The following is a 16,083-nucleotide window of genomic DNA, read 5'->3' on the forward strand; positions in this document are numbered from 1 at the left end:
CTGCAAAAAAACCTGTAGCTAAAAAAGCAACTACTAGCAAATCTGTTGCGGCTAAAAAACCAGCAGTAAAAAAAGCAGCTCCTAAAAAAGCTGTAGCTAAGGCAGAGGAAAAAAAAGTAGATCTTAAGGAAGAAGACAAAAAAGCTGAATCTGTGCTTGATGCTTCTAAAAAAGAAGAAAAGAAGTCTGAATCAAAAAAAGAATCAGGCAAAAAAAAAGCACAAAAGAAGCAAAAAAAGTAACTAGTACTCTTAAATCACCTAATAGTTGGCCATTTCCAACAGGATCTAGCCGTCCTTAAAGTGTGATATTTTTATCTAGGCTGAATTTCGATTCAGCCTTTTTTGTATTAAACTTTTTTTATTTAAGCATCTGCAATGACCGAAACACTTATATTTCTTATTAAAACGGTGGCTAGTATTTTTTGTGCTCTTTTATTTATTAGAGCCTGGCTATTTTATTTGAAGGTTCCTGCTTTTAACGACTATTCAAGATTTATATATAAGCTTACAGATTTTGCAGTTAAGCCAACGCAAAAAATACTTCCCACTGGGGACAAAATTGATTGGGCTAGCATGATACTAGCTTTTATTGTTTGTGTTGCAATGGCATTTATAGTGACCACTCTTTGGATTTCTTCCATAGAAATTCCATATAAGGGGCATTCAAGTGCGATGTTTATTGATATCGGCCATGTTTTATTATTTGGACTAAGTTATTATTTGCAGAATTTCCTATCCATAATATTGTGGGTTGGTATCGTTTATGCGATTACATCATGGTTGGCCCCTCAATCCGCACTTATGCCTTTTCTAAGATCGATGATGGAGCCTATGCTTATACCCATTAGAAACAAACTTCCTGAATCTCTCAAACAAAGTCCAGTGGACTTGTCATTATTCGTTTTATTGATTGTGGTTCTTCTACTTCAGGTTTTAGTGGGAAATATTATTTAATCTCCCGATCGATATCATAAACTGATTTTAAGAGACTATTAACGGTCTCTTTTTTATGCCAGTAATTTTGAGGGCCCTCAACAGCAATCTTTAGTGCACCCATAATATTAGCAAGGCTTGCACTCTCAACCCAAGACCAACCATTAGATAAACCATATAATAGACCGCCTCTATGAGCATCACCGCATCCAGTAGGGTCCTTTACTGCTTCAGGTGCAAAAGTAGTAATCTCATGCATTTTAGAATCATGATAAAGTCTGCTACCCCTTGCTCCCATAGTAACAACCACGGCATCAAGCAAGTTGGCAATGTCCCTCATATCCATACCTAGCCTTTGTTCTACTACAGAAGCTTCATATTCATTAAGTGTCAATGCATCCGACAAATCAATCATAGTTTTTAATTCAGTAGCATCAAACAATGGCATCGCTTGCCCTAAATCGAATATAAATTTCACACCAAGTTCATGCAGTTTTCTAGCATGTTCAAACATTCCCGCTTTAGAGTCTGGAGCAACAATGGCCCAATCACAAAATGCATTCTCAATAGCATTTGTATGGGAAAATTCCATAGCTCCTGGATGAAACGCACTTATCTGATTTCCATCTAAATCAGTAGTTATATGGCATTGAGCTGTAAATGATTCTGGAATTTGCTTTATGAATTGGGTGGAAATGCCCAGTTGTCTCATCCGTTCAATATAGTCATCTGAGTCTTTACCGACTGTCGCTACTGGAGCAGCATAGCCGCCGAGCATATTAAGGGCATACGCAATATTTCCTGCACATCCACCATATTCTTTTCGCATGGTCGGCACAAAAAAGGACACACTCAAAGACTTTATATTTTCAGGAAGCAGATGGTCCTTAAAATGACCGTCAAACTTAGTAATAGTGTCAAAGGCCACGGAACCACATATTAAAACAGGTTTTTTATTTCCCATATTATTTTGAAATTGATAATTTAAATTTTGTTATTGCGGGAGCTGGAGCTACAAATTTAATTTGAATATGCTTTTGCGATTTTGACGTAAATGCTTCTTTATCTTGAGCTAAAAGATAATCCTGTGGTCTCAAAATTTTGCTATAGAGAATAGCATCTTGAGCATTTTGCAACTCAAGAAATAGAGGTGGCCATGCTATGTCATATTCGCTTTCATTTACAAGAATTGATTGTAGTTCATATGTAACCGTTTTATTAGTTGCATCTTCTTGAAGAACTTGTAAAAACTTATCTGTGATAATAACTTCAGATGCATCTTTTAAAAGATCAAGCTTACATCCTAGTACATCGCACATTTGCTGTACATATGGTCTAGATACTGGCAATGCCGACACAATCGCATTCCTGAAGAAAAAAATTGCTTGAAAAATTAAAAGCAACAATAAAAGTAGGCTAATAAACCCAGTTAAAAATGATCCGCCTTTTCTAGAATCTTCATACTCCTCATAAGCCTCATCTTCGTTCTCGTACTCGTCAGATTCGTAATCATCTGGATCAAGTACTAGCGGTCTCTCCACCCTCTTTTCAGTGATATAGTGCGAGTCATCTGTTGAGGCGGTTCTAGAGTATTCAGCTTCAGTATTCCTATTTGTGCGGATAATAAAATCATTTAAGCCACGCTCAGAACTTGGTTCATATCGAATTTGTGTAGTTTGATCTCTAGGTGGCAATGTCTCTGCAACCTCGTGATCAGTTTTAATCGGCTCAGTAGGCTGTTCAACATTATTTTTATGAATAGAAATTATTTTTACAGCTGGTACTTTAGCTGGAATATTTTGGGGAGCTGTACGAATAGGTTCTTCTAACTCATCATCTTCGGTAAGTAAAGGAAAATCATCTTCGATTAAGTTATCGATGGCATTAAAAACTTCCCTACAATGGCCGCATCTAACACGACCCTGTTTAAAGTCTAATTGTTCCTGCGTAACCTTTAATATCGAATGACAGTTAGTACACTGAGTTCGCATTTTTAACTCCACTTAAACAAACCCAACCATCCTTAGCCTTCCATATGGATAGCTGTATAAATTCAGAATAAACCTCGATTAGTTCTTCAGCTTGCCTCTCTAAAATACCTGAAAGCACAAGACTACCTCCATCCTTTAAACGAGCAACAAGCATAGGTGCCAATAATTTCAAGGGATTAGAAAGTATATTTGCTACAACAATATCGTACTGGCCTTCAGGAAATTCATTAGGGTCAAAAAATTTAATTTCCGTATCATTATTTGAGGCGTTGAATTTAGCTGTTTCTACAGCCTGCTCATCGATATCAACCCCTACAACTGGAGATGCCCCTAGTTTATAAGCAATTATTGCAAGGATACCGCTTCCACAACCATAATCAAGTAATGATTTATCCTCTACATTATTTGAATAAATCCATTCTGCACACAAACTAGTAGTGGGGTGACTGCCCGTGCCAAAAGCCAAACCTGGATCTAGATTAATAATAGTTGCTTCATCTAAATCTGCAGATTTAGTTTCATCCTTATGCCAACTTGGCAATATCCATAATTTTTCAGCCAATTGAATAGGAGGAAACTGAGATTGTGTCAATGGCACCCAATCTAAATCTGGAACTTTTTGGATTTTAAAAGAGAAATTTGTACTAAATTTTTCATTTAAAGTATTAACGATTTCTTCGCATTCTGTTTTGTCTTCAAACAGGGCTAGTAAATTATTTTGATTCCAAGTTTGAATATTGGAATCAGTACTTTCTTCACCATGTTGAGGAGGTTCCCCAAAAATTGGGTTCTCTGAAGGCGTGTCCACATCTGCATCAAGCAAGGATACAGACAATGCACCTAAATCTAACAAATAGTCAGAAACCTCGTCGGCAAGTTCTTCGGATGAATGGATAAGAAGTTCAATCATATAAGCACCAAATTAGAGCCTATATTATAAGAAACCCCGAAAATTTCGGGGCTCTTTGCTTATTTCAATTCAGATAATCGTTTTTCAAGATAATGGATTGTGGTGCCACCTTCTTTAAACTTAGGATCTTGCACTAACTGTCTGTGTAAAGGAATATTGGTCTTAATTCCCTCTACTACCATCTCAGATAAGGCAATACCCATTCGTTTTAGAGCTTGTTCTCTGGTGGAACCGTAGGTAATTAATTTACCTATCATCGAATCATAATTTGGTGGAACCTTATAACCTGCAAATGCGTGAGAGTCTAATCTCACCCCTGGTCCACCTGGTACATGCCAAGTTGTAACCAATCCAGGAGAAGGAATAAATGTAAATGGATCTTCAGCATTTATGCGACATTCAAATGCGTGACCTAATAACTTAATATCCTTTTGTTTATATGGAAATGGCTCTCCCGCCGCAATCAAAATTTGAGCTTGAACTAAGTCTATTCCAGTAATGCATTCAGTGACTGTATGCTCTACTTGAATCCTAGTATTCATCTCGATGAAATAGAACTCACCTTTTTCATATAAGAATTCAAAAGTACCCGCACCACGGTATTTCATGTTTTTGCAGGCTTTGACGCAACGCTCACCAATTTTTTCCACTAATGATCTATCAATACCAGGAGCAGGAGCTTCTTCAATAACTTTTTGATGTCTGCGTTGCATTGAGCAGTCACGCTCCCATAGCCAAACAGCTTGTCCTAGACCGTCCCCAAGAACTTGAATTTCAATATGCCTTGGGTTTTCAAGGAATTTTTCCATGTAAACTTCGGCATTTCCGAATGCGGCAAGAGCTTCGGTTTTGGTAGTTTGAACTGCACTTAAAAGAGCTGCTTCTGTATGTACAACACGCATACCGCGACCACCGCCTCCACCAGCAGCTTTAATAATTACGGGATAACCCACTTTATTTGCGAGACGTAAAATTTCTTGAGGGTCATTTGGCAATGCTCCCTCTGACCCAGGCACTACTGGTACTCCAGCTTTGATCATAGCTTGCTTAGCAGAAACTTTATCTCCCATGACTCTAATTGATTCAGGATTCGGCCCAATAAAAACGAAACCACTGTGCTCTACACGCTCAGCAAAATCAGGGTTTTCTGAAAGAAAGCCATAACCTGGGTGGATAGCTTCTGCATCAGTAACTTCAGCTGCTGCAATGATAGATGGCATTTGAAGATAACTTTGTTGGGGTGCTGCGGGTCCAATGCATACCGACTCATCGGCTAGTTTTACGTACATGGCCTCGCGATCTGCCTCTGAGTGAACTACAACTGTTTTAATTCCTAACTCTCGGCAAGCTCTTTGAATTCTAAGTGCAATTTCCCCACGATTGGCAATAAGGATTTTTTGAAACATAAATGTCCTAAAAATGTCGTGATAATTTAGCCAATAACAAATAAAGGCTGACCATACTCAATTGGTTCTGCATTTTCGACTAGAATTTCTTTAATTACTCCAGACTTATCTGCCTCGATTTCATTAAGTAATTTCATAGCTTCGATAATGCATAAAGTATCACCCTCTTTGACTGACATACCTACTTCAACAAATGGAGGTGCACTAGGATTAGGTGCTCTATAGAAAGTGCCTACCATAGGAGCTTTAACTATATGACCAGAAATTTCGCGTTTAGTTTCCCCAGCGGATTCAGAACTAGCTGCAGGAACAGGTGCAGTTTGAGCAGATTGTTGTATAGGTGCAGGTGGCGGTGCGTATGCTTGAACTTGAGGCTGTGGAGCATAAGCAACAGGCGTTTGTTTTACAATACGAACTTTGCTGTCGGCACCTTCAGTAACTTCAAGTTCAGAAATATCAGACTCAGCAACTAAGTCTATAAGTGTTTTTAACTTTCTTAAGTCCATAGAATCGCCTTAAAAAAACTGTAATATAAATTTAGAAAATAAGGTAATTTTAAAGACAATTTGATGAAAATGTCTACATTTTTGTAACTAATAGGGCAAAAATGTGTTTATAAAGTGCAATGCTTCATTAGATAGTAGATAATATAAGGTTAAATATTTTTCCTCTTAAATTAATAATGCATATACATATTCTTGGTATTGGTGGTACCTTCATGGGCGGACTAGCACTTATAGCTAGATCTGCAGGTCATAAAGTAACTGGTTGTGATATGGGCGTATATCCACCTATGAGCGAGCAACTCAAAGAACAAGGTATAGAATTTATAGAAGGATTCCAAGAGGATCAAATAAATCTAAATCCTGATCTATATATTGTAGGAAACGTTGTTACTCGCGGAAATCCATTAATGGAGGCTATTTTAGAGAAAGGATTGCCTTATACATCTGGCCCGCAATGGCTTGGAGATCATATACTTCGAGAACAATATGTTTTAGCTGTATCAGGCACTCATGGAAAAACTACTAGTTCCTCAATGCTTACACATATACTGCAATGTGCTGGATTAGAGCCTAATTTTTTAATTGGCGGAATTGCAAAAGACTTCAATATTTCCGCCCGTTTTAACCCCGATTCTAAGTACTTTGTTATTGAAGCGGATGAATACGATACGGCATTTTTCGACAAGCGATCAAAGTTCGTACACTATCACGCAAACATTGCCATCATAAACAATATTGAATATGACCACGCAGACATTTTTCCAGATTTAAAGGCAATTGAAAACCAATTCCATAATTTTGTACGCATTTTACCAAGAAATAGCTCACTTATCGTTCCAAGCAAAGACGAAACTGTAGCAAGAATTCTAGCTAGAGGCCTATATTGTGACAAAGTTGAAGTTGGTCCTGATGGAGCATGGTCTTATTCAAATGTCTCTGACTCTACTGAATCATTTGATATTCTTAGAAATGGAGAAAAAATCGGGTCTATAAAATGGAAACTTACTGGAATACACAATATTAAAAACGCACTCTCTTGCATAGCTGCAGCTGATATTATTGGAATTGAACCTGATAAAGCATGTGAATATTTAAGTAAATTTTCTGGCATAAAAAGACGAATGGAAGTTTTAGGGAATCCTAAAAACATTACCATTTATGATGATTTTGCTCATCATCCGAGTGCCATTGCCACAACCATTGATGGGCTAAGAAAGAAAGTTGGTGATGCGAGAATTATTGCTGTATTAGAGCCTAGGTCGAATACTATGAAATTGGGGACCATGGCGAAATTATTGCCACAAGCTCTTATTAACGCAGACGAAATTTATATTTATGGTGAACTTAATGGCAAACATGCTCTTGGCTGGACACCTGAAGAAATATTCGGTCCCAAAACCAATGTTCATATTTTCCATAATATTGAAGAATTAAAATCTGCAATCCTTAATATGGCCGCACCAAATGACCATATTGTGATTATGAGTAATGGAAGTTTCCAGGGGCTTCATAGAAAACTACTTTCTGAATTAGAAAAGAATTAATAAATGCATTTAGTATACGAAGAAGCAGGTAAATTAAAGGTCGGTAGCATTTCTAAAGACGCACCAGCTACATATCAGGTCACTACTACTTCAGGAAAGGTAGTTAAGGTAAAAAAGCAGAATGTGCTCTTTGAATTTGATGATATTGACCCTAAAAGCCTTCAAGAATCCGAATTGCCTAAAATTGATATGCCTGCTCATGAACTATGGGAGTTGATACCTCAAGAAGGCATTGATTTTGAAAATCTAGTTGAACTTTGTGCAGACGAAGGAAACAATAATACTAAATTCAAATATTCTCTTTTAGAATTTATAAGAAATAATCCCATATATTTTCAAAAAAAAACTAAGACTTTTTTTGTGCCCGCTCCTAAAGAACAGATAGAGTCCGCATTACTTGCAAACGAAAAGAAAAGGCAACAAGAGGAGCTTTTGAATTCATACGTAGATGGATTGAATAAGAAGGCATTGCCACAAGAAATAAATAAAGATCCACAAATTTTCTTAAATAAAAACAAAAGTCCACTATTTTATAAAGCACTTGAAATTTATCTCAAAGAGACCAATAAAAATTTGAATTCTTTGATGATGGAGTTGGGTTTATTTCATAGCGAACTTGATCTGCATAACTATCTAATATTAGATAAATATCCTGATTTAAAAAGAAGTCACACTTTTGGGCTGGATGTAAAGATTCCTGACACTAAAACTTTAAGCTCACATAAGCTTGAAAAGGCTACAGTTAGTGCATATTCGGTAGATGATGAAAACACTACTGAGATTGATGATGCATTTAGTATCGAGCATATTGATGGCGATAGTTACGCATTAAGCATTCATATTGCTGCACCTGGTTTGGTTTACGATAAAGGAAATTGGCTACACAAAATTGCGGCTAATAGAATGTCCACTTTCTATTCTCCAACCGGTAAATTTACTATGCTACCTGATGAAGTTGTGAATTCTTTCTCTTTGGTTGAGGGTATAGAGAAACCAGCCGTCTCTTTATATTTGAAAGTAAATATAGAGACGGGTGAGGTTTTGGAGCATACAAATAAAGTTGAGTTACTTGAGGTGAAAGAAAATCTTTCTCTTAATAAATTCGACGATATCATTACTGAGGAGTTTTTAAACTCTGACTCTAATGGAGAATTTAGTAAATATAGGGACATATTTAAACCTTTGCTTTCTTTTGCTAAGGCTCGTAGCAAGATTAGAGAGGCATATAGGGGCTATCCTGAGACTCAAAGAAATGAATACTTCTTTAATATTAGTGAGGATTCAAGTAAGGTATCTATAATCCCTCGTAACAGAACCTCACCGCTAAACTTTATTGTTGCTGAACTGATGATTCTTTGTAATTACACATGGGCAGAGGATTTAAGCAAAGCGAGAATACCAGCAATATTTAGAGGATATAGTTATGGACGAACAACTCATGGTTTAAGTCCAGCCCCACACGCTTTAATTGGGGTAGATAAATATGCATGGTTAACCTCACCTCTTAGGAGATTTGTTGATTTAGTAAATCAGGCCCAATTAATAGCATATATAAATGGAGGTATGGCTGCTAAATTGATTTCTCCTTTCAAACCTAAAGATGATGAATTGCATAAATTAATTGCTGCATTTGATGATACGTACTCAAATTACAATATTTTCCAAACAAATTTAGAAAAATACTGGTGTTTGCGATATATCATTCAAGAGAACATTACTGAAGTCAAAGCAACTGCTATAAGAGATAATATAGTTAGATTTGATGATTTACCTTTTGTGTGTGAACTAGAAAAGTCCTATGCTTTTGAAAGAGGAGAACCTCTTAATTTCAAAATAAATTCCGTGGATTTGGCCGCCCTAACCTTAGATTTAAATTTATTATGAAGTCAGCCATAAAGCTACTATCTAAAGAAATTTATAAAACATGTGCACTAGTTATCTTAGTGCTCCTAGGACTGTTTACATTTTTTGAAACGATTGAAGAGTTTGACAAATTAAACGAAATTTATACTCTTTGGGTGATGCTTGCATTGCAGGCTTTTCAGCTTCCTACTAGACTTTATGACATTCTCCCGATTGGGCTACTTATTGGTGCCGTTGTAGCCTTAGCAAATCTTGCACAGAGAAACGAGCTTGTAATATTAAGAGTATCTGGACTAAGTAGCAGAAAACTTTTATTAATGCTCTGGTGGATTACAGTACCTATAGTTATTTTTGCGACCTTACTTTCAGAAGTTATTACTCCTTGGGCCGATCAAAGAGTTAGTGCGATAAATATGGCTGTATTAGGTAAAAAAAGCAATCAATTGGATTCAGGTTACTGGTTTAGGGAGCCTTCTTCTAAAGATACCTATAGGGTGATTAATCTTCAAAACCTAATAGATAATAAAACTGTTGAAGGCATAAAGGTATATGAGTATTCAATTGTAGATAATCAATTCAAAAGACTACTCATAGCTGAAAAAGGTGAACTAGCAAACAAAGAATTAAAACTATTTAAAGTTATTCAAACAGATAGTCTTATAAATATGGATAAAGTTCTAAATACAGAACATGACCCAGTTATAAAAGGTTCTAATTCACAAAAAATGGATATGGTTTCATTGCCAACATCATTAACTGAAAGCCGGCTATTGGCCACAGAACTAAAACCTGATCGCATGTCTACTTTGAAATTGCTTGATTACTTAGATTATCTTGAAGAGAATAATTTAGAAAAAAATAGGCATGTTGTGGCATTGTGGAGAAAGCTAAGCTATCCATTTGCATTGATTGTAATGATTACCTTGGCCACTCCTCTAGGATTTGTACAGAATCGCAAAGGTGGGGTTGGGGCTAAAATATTTATTGGAATATTAATTGGTATTGTTTTCTTTATGGTAAATCAGTTGTCACTAAATATGGGTATGCTAAGCAATTTACCACCATGGATTACGGCCTTATTGCCAAACATAATAGCTATGGTTTTGGCCATGGGAGCCTTATATCTAATTGAAAGAAAACCTAAACCTAAACCTCCAATTTTATCGACATGACTAAATCTAAGAATAAAAAATCTGTGTGGGCTATAGGGGACGTTCAAGGGTGTTATGACCCCCTTAAGAAACTGCTCGACTCAAAAGAAATCAAACATGATGAAAATTCTGAAATTTGGTTTGCTGGGGATATTATTAACAGAGGGCCAAAATCTTTAAAGACTATTCGCCATATCATGTCTATGGGCGATAGAGCCAAAACAGTTTTAGGAAATCATGATTTGCATCTTCTAGCATGTTATGCAGGATTTAGAAGAGAAAATAAAACCGATACAATCAATGAAATTCTTAGTGCTCCCGACGTAAAAGATATTATTAATTGGCTTCGATCTAGACCTCTAGCACATTATGATCAAGGGCATCTATTGGTGCATGCGGGAGTATTGCCAAAGTGGGACTTAGAAAAAACGCTAAGCCTTGCAAAAGAAGTTGAAGAAGCTTTGCAATCAAAAAATTGGAAAAAATATCTCGAAAAGATGTACGGCAATGAACCAAATAGATGGACAGAATCGCTAAAGGGTTCACGCAGACGCAGGGTTATTATTAATTCTTTTACACGTATGCGTATGTGCTTTCCAGACGGTTCTATGGAATTTGGATCTAAAGAAGCTCCTTCAAATTCAAAACAGTTTAATTTAGTTCCTTGGTTTGAAGTAGCCGACCGCAAATGCAAAGACACAACCATAATCTTCGGCCACTGGTCCACTCTTGGACTTATGGTCAAGAAACATCTGATAGCATTAGATACTGGATGTGTATGGGGCGGGAAATTATCAGCTATTAGGCTATCAGATAGATTATTGGTTCAGGTTGACGGGGATAATCGCAAACCCAAAAGAAAAATTTAATTATCTTGAGGATGTTTGAGGTGCTGCTACTTCATTTAGTAGTTGCTGATATACGAAATCCGTAAGTTCCTGTCTTGAAAGCTCGCCTTTATCGGGCATCTGCATCATTGGAAGATACTTCACGGTAACGCCTACCTTTCTACTACTTAGCAAAATCCAAAGATTTTTTATCATGCTTTGATCGCCTACAAATGCGACTCGTCCACTTCTCTCTCCTTTATATGTAAAAAGAAGGGCAACTGGCTGAACAGGGATCTCCATCTTAATAGCCACATCGAATAAACCGCTATATAGTGGCAATACTGTGAAACCCTCAGTTGTGGTACCTTCAGGAAATAGCCCAATACTATCTCCTCTTGAAAAAGTTTCCGCCATCTTATCGTTGATATCTCTAAGTCCTTGACGAGAACTGCGATCAATATATATCGTACCAACAGCAGATACCATCCAACCTACGATAGGCCAGTCTTGAATCTCCATTTTGGCAATAAATCTGTTTATCCTTCTGCAATTTAATAGGAAAATATCAATCCACGATACATGATTAGCCACGAGCAAAACTGGACCATCCAATACTGGTGTGCCTTTATATTGAATCTTAATTCCAGTTGATTTAACTAGAGCTATAGATAGCCTACGAATAACTTCATCACGTCGTTTTCGATTTAGAACTTTATAGCCTAAAACCAAAAACACCATGCCCGTTAGAATAATAAGCGCTAGAAATGTAAATCTAGCAATAAATCTCAGAAGTGGCAATAAACTACTCCCTCTCAAAAACTAATTTACCTCCAACAAAAGTTTTAAGCACTTTTGCAGGAAGAGGATAATTTAGGAAGGGAGTATGATAATTTAAGCTAGTCAAAGTGTCACTACTTGGTGTCCATTCTGTCTCTAAATCCACGCATATTAAATTAGCCTCGGCCCCCTCTTTTATAGTACCGATACCAGAATTTTTAGAAATTACATCTCCTGGTTTATTGCTAACTAATTGAATAGCATCAAGTAAAGAGACATTATTTTGCTTAGCCCACTTAATAATTGCACTTAATAAAATCTCAAAACCCACAGCTCCAGGGCTTGCTTCTGCAAATGGAACCTGCTTATGGTCACTACTTACGGATAAATGATTTGAGCTAATTGCATCGATAGTTCCATCAATTAAGCCCTGTGTTATCGCATCTCTATCCCTTTGAGATCGTAGAGGTGGATTAAGCCTAAAATGAGTATCAAAAAAGGCAATGTCTTGATCGATAAAGTGAAGATTATTGATTGAAACATCGCACGTTATGGGCAAATTTTGTTTTTTTGCTTCCCTAACAATATTAATACCCTCTGCACTAGTTAGATTGGAAATGTGCAAGGTGGTCATAGTACTCTTTTGTAGGGCAAATAAAGTATTTAGGGCAATAGTTTCCGCCTGAACTGGTACACCTGGCAATCCTAAACGTGAAGAATAAGCACCACTAGCCATTACACCTGAGTCAGTCAAATTCGGTTCTGATGCTTGTAGCCACAAAGCCAATTGATGCGTTCTTGCATACCGCATGGCTCTATTAAGGGTAGATAGGTTAATTAGCGGCTTATTTGATTGCGAAAATCCAATACATCCTGAATTTTTTAAAGTTGACATAGGTGCAAGAACTTCTCCCTTCATGCCTAAGGTAAGAGCACCTAGGGGATATACTTTCGATAAACCGAGATCTGATGCGTTTCTTAGTATGGTGTCTACAAGTCCTGGCTCATCCAATATTGGATGCGTATCTGGAGATAATACAATGCTTGTAATCCCTCCAGCGACTGCCGCTCCGAGTTCACGTTTGAGATCGGAATAAAGATCATTTCCATGTTTTAGATGCGAACATAGGTCTACTAATCCTGGCATCACAACTTTGTTCTTTAAATCGATAACTTGAGCATCGCTTATATTTTCGTATTTGGCGTCTTTCGCTATTTTTGTGATTTTTCCATCATCAATTTTTATGGTGGCAATGCCGTCGTATCCCTCCATCGGCTCTAGTAATCGAGCATTAGTTAATACATACTTCATTTTGCACTCCCAAGAATTTTCATAACAGCCATACGTACCGCAATACCGAAAGTTACTTGATCCAATATTACGGCCTGCGGTCCATCTGCAATTCTTGAATCAATTTCTACACCTCGATTCATAGGGCCAGGGTGCATAACAATTGCATCATCCTTAGCTAATTTGAGTTTTTTAGCTGTCAGTCCATACGTTTGATAGTATTCATGAGCTGATGGCAATAAAGCTCCGCTCATCCTTTCATTTTGAAGACGCAACATAATTATTACATCAACGTCTCTAAGCCCCTCTTCCATATTTGTAAAAACTTTAACGCCAAGTTTATCGATTGCGGTTGGTAGAAGTGTCAGTGGCCCAATCACTCTAATCTCGGCGGCACCAAGAGTGGTCAAAGCATGTATATCCGAACGAGCTACACGCGAGTGCATAATATCACCAACTATAGCCACCGTAAGATTAGAAAAATCTTTTTTATAGTGACGAATAGTGTACATATCAAGTAAGCCTTGGGTTGGGTGAGCATGCCAACCATCTCCTGCATTTACTACATGTACATGGTCCTTAGTATGGTTGGCAATAAGATATGGTGCTCCACTAGCATTATGTCTAACTACAAAAATATCAGCTTGCATAGCTGATAAGTTGTCGATAGTGTCTAGGAGCGATTCTCCCTTAGCAGTTGAGGATGAGGAAATATTCAGATTGAACACATCAGCTGAAAGTCTTTTAGCGGCTATTTCGAAGGTAGTACGTGTCCTTGTAGAATTTTCGAAAAAAAGATTGAATACATTCTTGCCGTGAAGATACGGATATTTTTTGCTTTCCTGAGCTGCAGCTGTTGCAAACTCCTTAGCTGTATCAAGAATGTGAAAGATAATATCTTTGGGCAACCCTTCTGTAGACAATAAGTGAATAAGTTCACCATTCTTATTTAATTGTGGGTTATACATTTAACTATTCCTGTTTATGGGCATTAGAAACTAGATTATGGTTATATTGAGGATTAAAAAATCTCTCAAGTATAACGGCTGCTGCATAATGATCCTCATCTGGTCCGCAGTGACAGATTTCCTGAGCTTCGATACTACTAAACCTTTCATCTATTAGTTCTACGGGAAGATTAAATCTACCCTTAAGTTGATTTGCAAATTTTCTTGCTAATCTACTGGCCTCTTGTTCTTGACCATTAAGATTAATAGGTAAGCCGACCACTAATAAGTCTGGATTCCATTCAGAAATAAACTTCGCAACACCTGCGAATCGTGCAGCTATCGTATCATTTTTGATAATACCAAGTGGTCTAGCACTCTTAGTAACTGAATTACCTAAAGCAACTCCAATTTTTTTCATTCCATAATCAAAAGCTAGAATCGTCAAATCTTTTGAAATGGGCTTACTTTGAGAAGAATTATGCATTGCCGCTGCCACCGTGAAGATCATGAGGCTCAATTCCTATAAGTTCAAACGCTTTACGATACCTATCTTCAATTGGTACTTCAAACATAAGAGATAAATCACTCTTAAGCGTTATCCAGTAATTAGAGACTATTTCTTCTTCTAGTTGATTCGGAGCCCAACTGCTATAACCATTAAAAACAACAATTCTTTTAGGATTAATTCCCTTAGAGAAATCTTGCAGGACTTCAGGACCATCAAGCATTTCAGGAATGGCATCGCCTTCAGTAACCACCAATATATGATCAAGGCCCAGTGGCCCGCCAGTTAGGATTTTAGATCCAGGAAATTTTTCCTGAATCTTGCTCCAGCTATCACTTGGGATTTCTTTAACGTTAGCGTCGTCGATATCGGGATTCATAGGGTCGACAAATTCCGACAAATCGTGAGGGCTCGGTTTATTAATTACTACTCCCAATGCCCCATCATCATCATGTTTCAAAATATAAACAACAGAATTATCGAACACAGAATTGCCCGTAGATGGCATGGATACCAAATAGTATCCAGAGAGAATGAGCTTATTAAGGGTCATTTCAAATTACATAGGAATTTCTTGGAAATCGTCCTTTGTTCCACCGCAATCAGGACAAGTCCAATCAGCAGGAACATCCTCCCACTTAGTACCTGGTGGAATTCCAGACTCTGGATCACCAAGTTCTTCATCATAGATATGACCACAAATGATGCACATATATGTCTTCATAAGCTATCCTAGAGTTAAAATTCAATTTTACAAAAAATTTTAATCAATCATATTTTTTATGACTATACCAAAAGGACTTTACGGAATAACCCCTGATTGGGATAATTTTGATAAAGTTATTGAAGCCGTTAGGGTGGCTTGCGAAGCTGGCTTACCGATATTGCAATTTCGTAGAAAAAAAGAAGAGCCTTATAAATTAAGATTAGAGCAATGCAAAAGAATTAGGGACATTTGCCTTAGGGAAAATACTTTATTTATAGTCAATGACAGTATTCAATTAGCAATGGATTCACAGGCAGATGGAGTGCATTTAGGGCGTGAAGATATTGATTACAGGGACATTGCCACCACATATGCTTTAGAGAGGGGATATTTTGCTATTGGGTATAGCTGCTATAACAGCTTAGATATGGCACGGGATGCGGTTAAAAATGGTGCCTCATATATAGCTTTTGGGGCTATGTACCCATCTCCCACAAAGCCCAATGCTGTAAAAGCCGACACGAATCTTATAAAAGAGGCAAGAAAAGAATTTGTTGATATTCCTATAGTTTGCATTGGTGGTATAACATTGCAAAATGCTTTGCCTTTAATTGAAGCAGGGGCAGATAATGTGGCGGTAATTACAGGGTTGTTTGAAAGCGAGGACATTGCCAAAGCGGTAAGGGAATTTAAGAATTTATTTGAACATTGGAAATGA

Annotated in this window: 17 protein-coding genes and 1 pseudogene; 7 read left to right on the forward strand and 11 right to left on the reverse strand. The window is 37.2% G+C overall.

The window, feature by feature from the left end; all coding sequences use genetic code 11:
• Window positions 1-242: pseudogene (locus tag T432_RS08535) on the forward strand (histone H1-like repetitive region-containing protein); the annotation flags it as partial.
• 135 nt (window positions 243-377) lie between these two features.
• A complete protein-coding gene (locus T432_RS0106615; RefSeq protein WP_028884653.1) occupies window positions 378-956 on the forward strand; it encodes a YggT family protein in 579 nt (192 codons plus the stop codon).
• On the opposite strand, the gene T432_RS0106620 is transcribed toward T432_RS0106615, so the two are convergent.
• From T432_RS0106620 to accB, 5 genes are read right to left on the reverse strand one after another with little or no spacing between them, the layout of a single operon-like run.
• Window positions 949-1,899 (reverse strand): carbohydrate kinase family protein, encoded by a 951-nt coding sequence (locus T432_RS0106620; protein WP_028884654.1) that lies wholly within the window; start codon window positions 1,897-1,899, stop codon window positions 949-951. The two genes, T432_RS0106615 and T432_RS0106620, sit on opposite strands and share 8 nt — an antisense overlap.
• Before the next feature lies 1 nt (window position 1,900).
• Window positions 1,901-2,926 carry a zinc-ribbon and DUF3426 domain-containing protein gene (locus T432_RS0106625; protein WP_028884655.1) on the reverse strand — a complete coding sequence of 342 codons (1,026 nt, stop codon included), beginning with the start codon at window positions 2,924-2,926 and terminating at the stop codon, window positions 1,901-1,903.
• Window positions 2,907-3,836 (reverse strand): 50S ribosomal protein L11 methyltransferase, encoded by a 930-nt coding sequence (gene prmA, locus T432_RS0106630; protein WP_028884656.1) that lies wholly within the window; start codon window positions 3,834-3,836, stop codon window positions 2,907-2,909. The genes T432_RS0106625 and prmA overlap by 20 nt, the downstream gene beginning before the upstream one ends.
• A 59-nt stretch (window positions 3,837-3,895) precedes the next feature.
• A complete protein-coding gene (gene accC / locus T432_RS0106635; RefSeq protein ID WP_014112018.1) occupies window positions 3,896-5,242 on the reverse strand; it encodes an acetyl-CoA carboxylase biotin carboxylase subunit in 1,347 nt (448 codons plus the stop codon).
• Window positions 5,243-5,268: 26 nt separating this feature from the next.
• Entirely contained in the window at window positions 5,269-5,748 is a 480-nt protein-coding gene (gene accB / locus T432_RS0106640) for an acetyl-CoA carboxylase biotin carboxyl carrier protein (protein ID WP_028884657.1), read from the reverse strand.
• Window positions 5,749-5,924: 176 nt separating this feature from the next.
• Between accB and mpl the strand changes: the two genes are divergently transcribed.
• From mpl to T432_RS0106660, 4 genes are read left to right on the forward strand one after another with little or no spacing between them, the layout of a single operon-like run.
• Complete coding sequence (gene mpl / locus T432_RS0106645; RefSeq protein ID WP_028884658.1) at window positions 5,925-7,292, forward strand: UDP-N-acetylmuramate:L-alanyl-gamma-D-glutamyl-meso-diaminopimelate ligase; 1,368 nt, start codon at window positions 5,925-5,927, stop codon at window positions 7,290-7,292.
• A gap of 3 nt (window positions 7,293-7,295) precedes the next feature.
• Window positions 7,296-9,176, forward strand: a complete 1,881-nt coding sequence (locus T432_RS0106650) for a ribonuclease catalytic domain-containing protein (RefSeq protein ID WP_028884659.1) — start codon at window positions 7,296-7,298, stop codon at window positions 9,174-9,176.
• Window positions 9,173-10,327: an LPS export ABC transporter permease LptG gene (gene lptG, locus T432_RS0106655; protein ID WP_028884660.1), complete on the forward strand. Its 1,155-nt coding sequence runs from the start codon at window positions 9,173-9,175 to the stop codon at window positions 10,325-10,327. Before T432_RS0106650 ends, lptG begins: the two co-directional genes overlap by 4 nt.
• Window positions 10,324-11,175 (forward strand): symmetrical bis(5'-nucleosyl)-tetraphosphatase, encoded by an 852-nt coding sequence (locus tag T432_RS0106660; RefSeq protein ID WP_028884661.1) that lies wholly within the window; start codon window positions 10,324-10,326, stop codon window positions 11,173-11,175. The genes lptG and T432_RS0106660 overlap by 4 nt, the downstream gene beginning before the upstream one ends.
• Here the strand turns inward: T432_RS0106660 and T432_RS0106665 are convergent, their stop codons facing one another.
• From T432_RS0106665 to T432_RS0106690, 6 genes are all read right to left on the reverse strand, one after another.
• Window positions 11,176-11,874 (reverse strand): lysophospholipid acyltransferase family protein, encoded by a 699-nt coding sequence (locus T432_RS0106665; RefSeq protein ID WP_014112024.1) that lies wholly within the window; start codon window positions 11,872-11,874, stop codon window positions 11,176-11,178. It lies immediately after the preceding gene.
• 64 nt (window positions 11,875-11,938) lie between these two features.
• A complete protein-coding gene (locus T432_RS0106670) occupies window positions 11,939-13,225 on the reverse strand; it encodes a dihydroorotase (RefSeq protein WP_028884662.1) in 1,287 nt (428 codons plus the stop codon).
• On the reverse strand, window positions 13,222-14,172 hold the full coding sequence (locus T432_RS0106675) for an aspartate carbamoyltransferase catalytic subunit (protein WP_015551836.1): 951 nt from the start codon (window positions 14,170-14,172) through the stop codon (window positions 13,222-13,224). Before T432_RS0106675 ends, T432_RS0106670 begins: the two co-directional genes overlap by 4 nt.
• A gap of 4 nt (window positions 14,173-14,176) precedes the next feature.
• Window positions 14,177-14,638, reverse strand: coding sequence for a Holliday junction resolvase RuvX (gene ruvX / locus T432_RS0106680; RefSeq protein WP_015551835.1), 462 nt, complete (start codon window positions 14,636-14,638; stop codon window positions 14,177-14,179).
• Complete coding sequence (locus T432_RS0106685) at window positions 14,631-15,212, reverse strand: YqgE/AlgH family protein (protein ID WP_028884663.1); 582 nt, start codon at window positions 15,210-15,212, stop codon at window positions 14,631-14,633. The genes ruvX and T432_RS0106685 overlap by 8 nt, the downstream gene beginning before the upstream one ends.
• A 6-nt stretch (window positions 15,213-15,218) precedes the next feature.
• Window positions 15,219-15,383 carry a rubredoxin gene (locus tag T432_RS0106690; protein WP_013521599.1) on the reverse strand — a complete coding sequence of 55 codons (165 nt, stop codon included), beginning with the start codon at window positions 15,381-15,383 and terminating at the stop codon, window positions 15,219-15,221.
• A gap of 58 nt (window positions 15,384-15,441) precedes the next feature.
• On the opposite strand from T432_RS0106690, the gene thiE reads away from it, so the two are divergent.
• Complete coding sequence (gene thiE / locus T432_RS0106695) at window positions 15,442-16,083, forward strand: thiamine phosphate synthase (RefSeq protein ID WP_028884664.1); 642 nt, start codon at window positions 15,442-15,444, stop codon at window positions 16,081-16,083.

The sequence above is a fragment of the Taylorella asinigenitalis ATCC 700933 genome, assembly GCF_000687755.1.
Taxonomy (GTDB): domain Bacteria; phylum Pseudomonadota; class Gammaproteobacteria; order Burkholderiales; family Burkholderiaceae_B; genus Taylorella; species Taylorella asinigenitalis.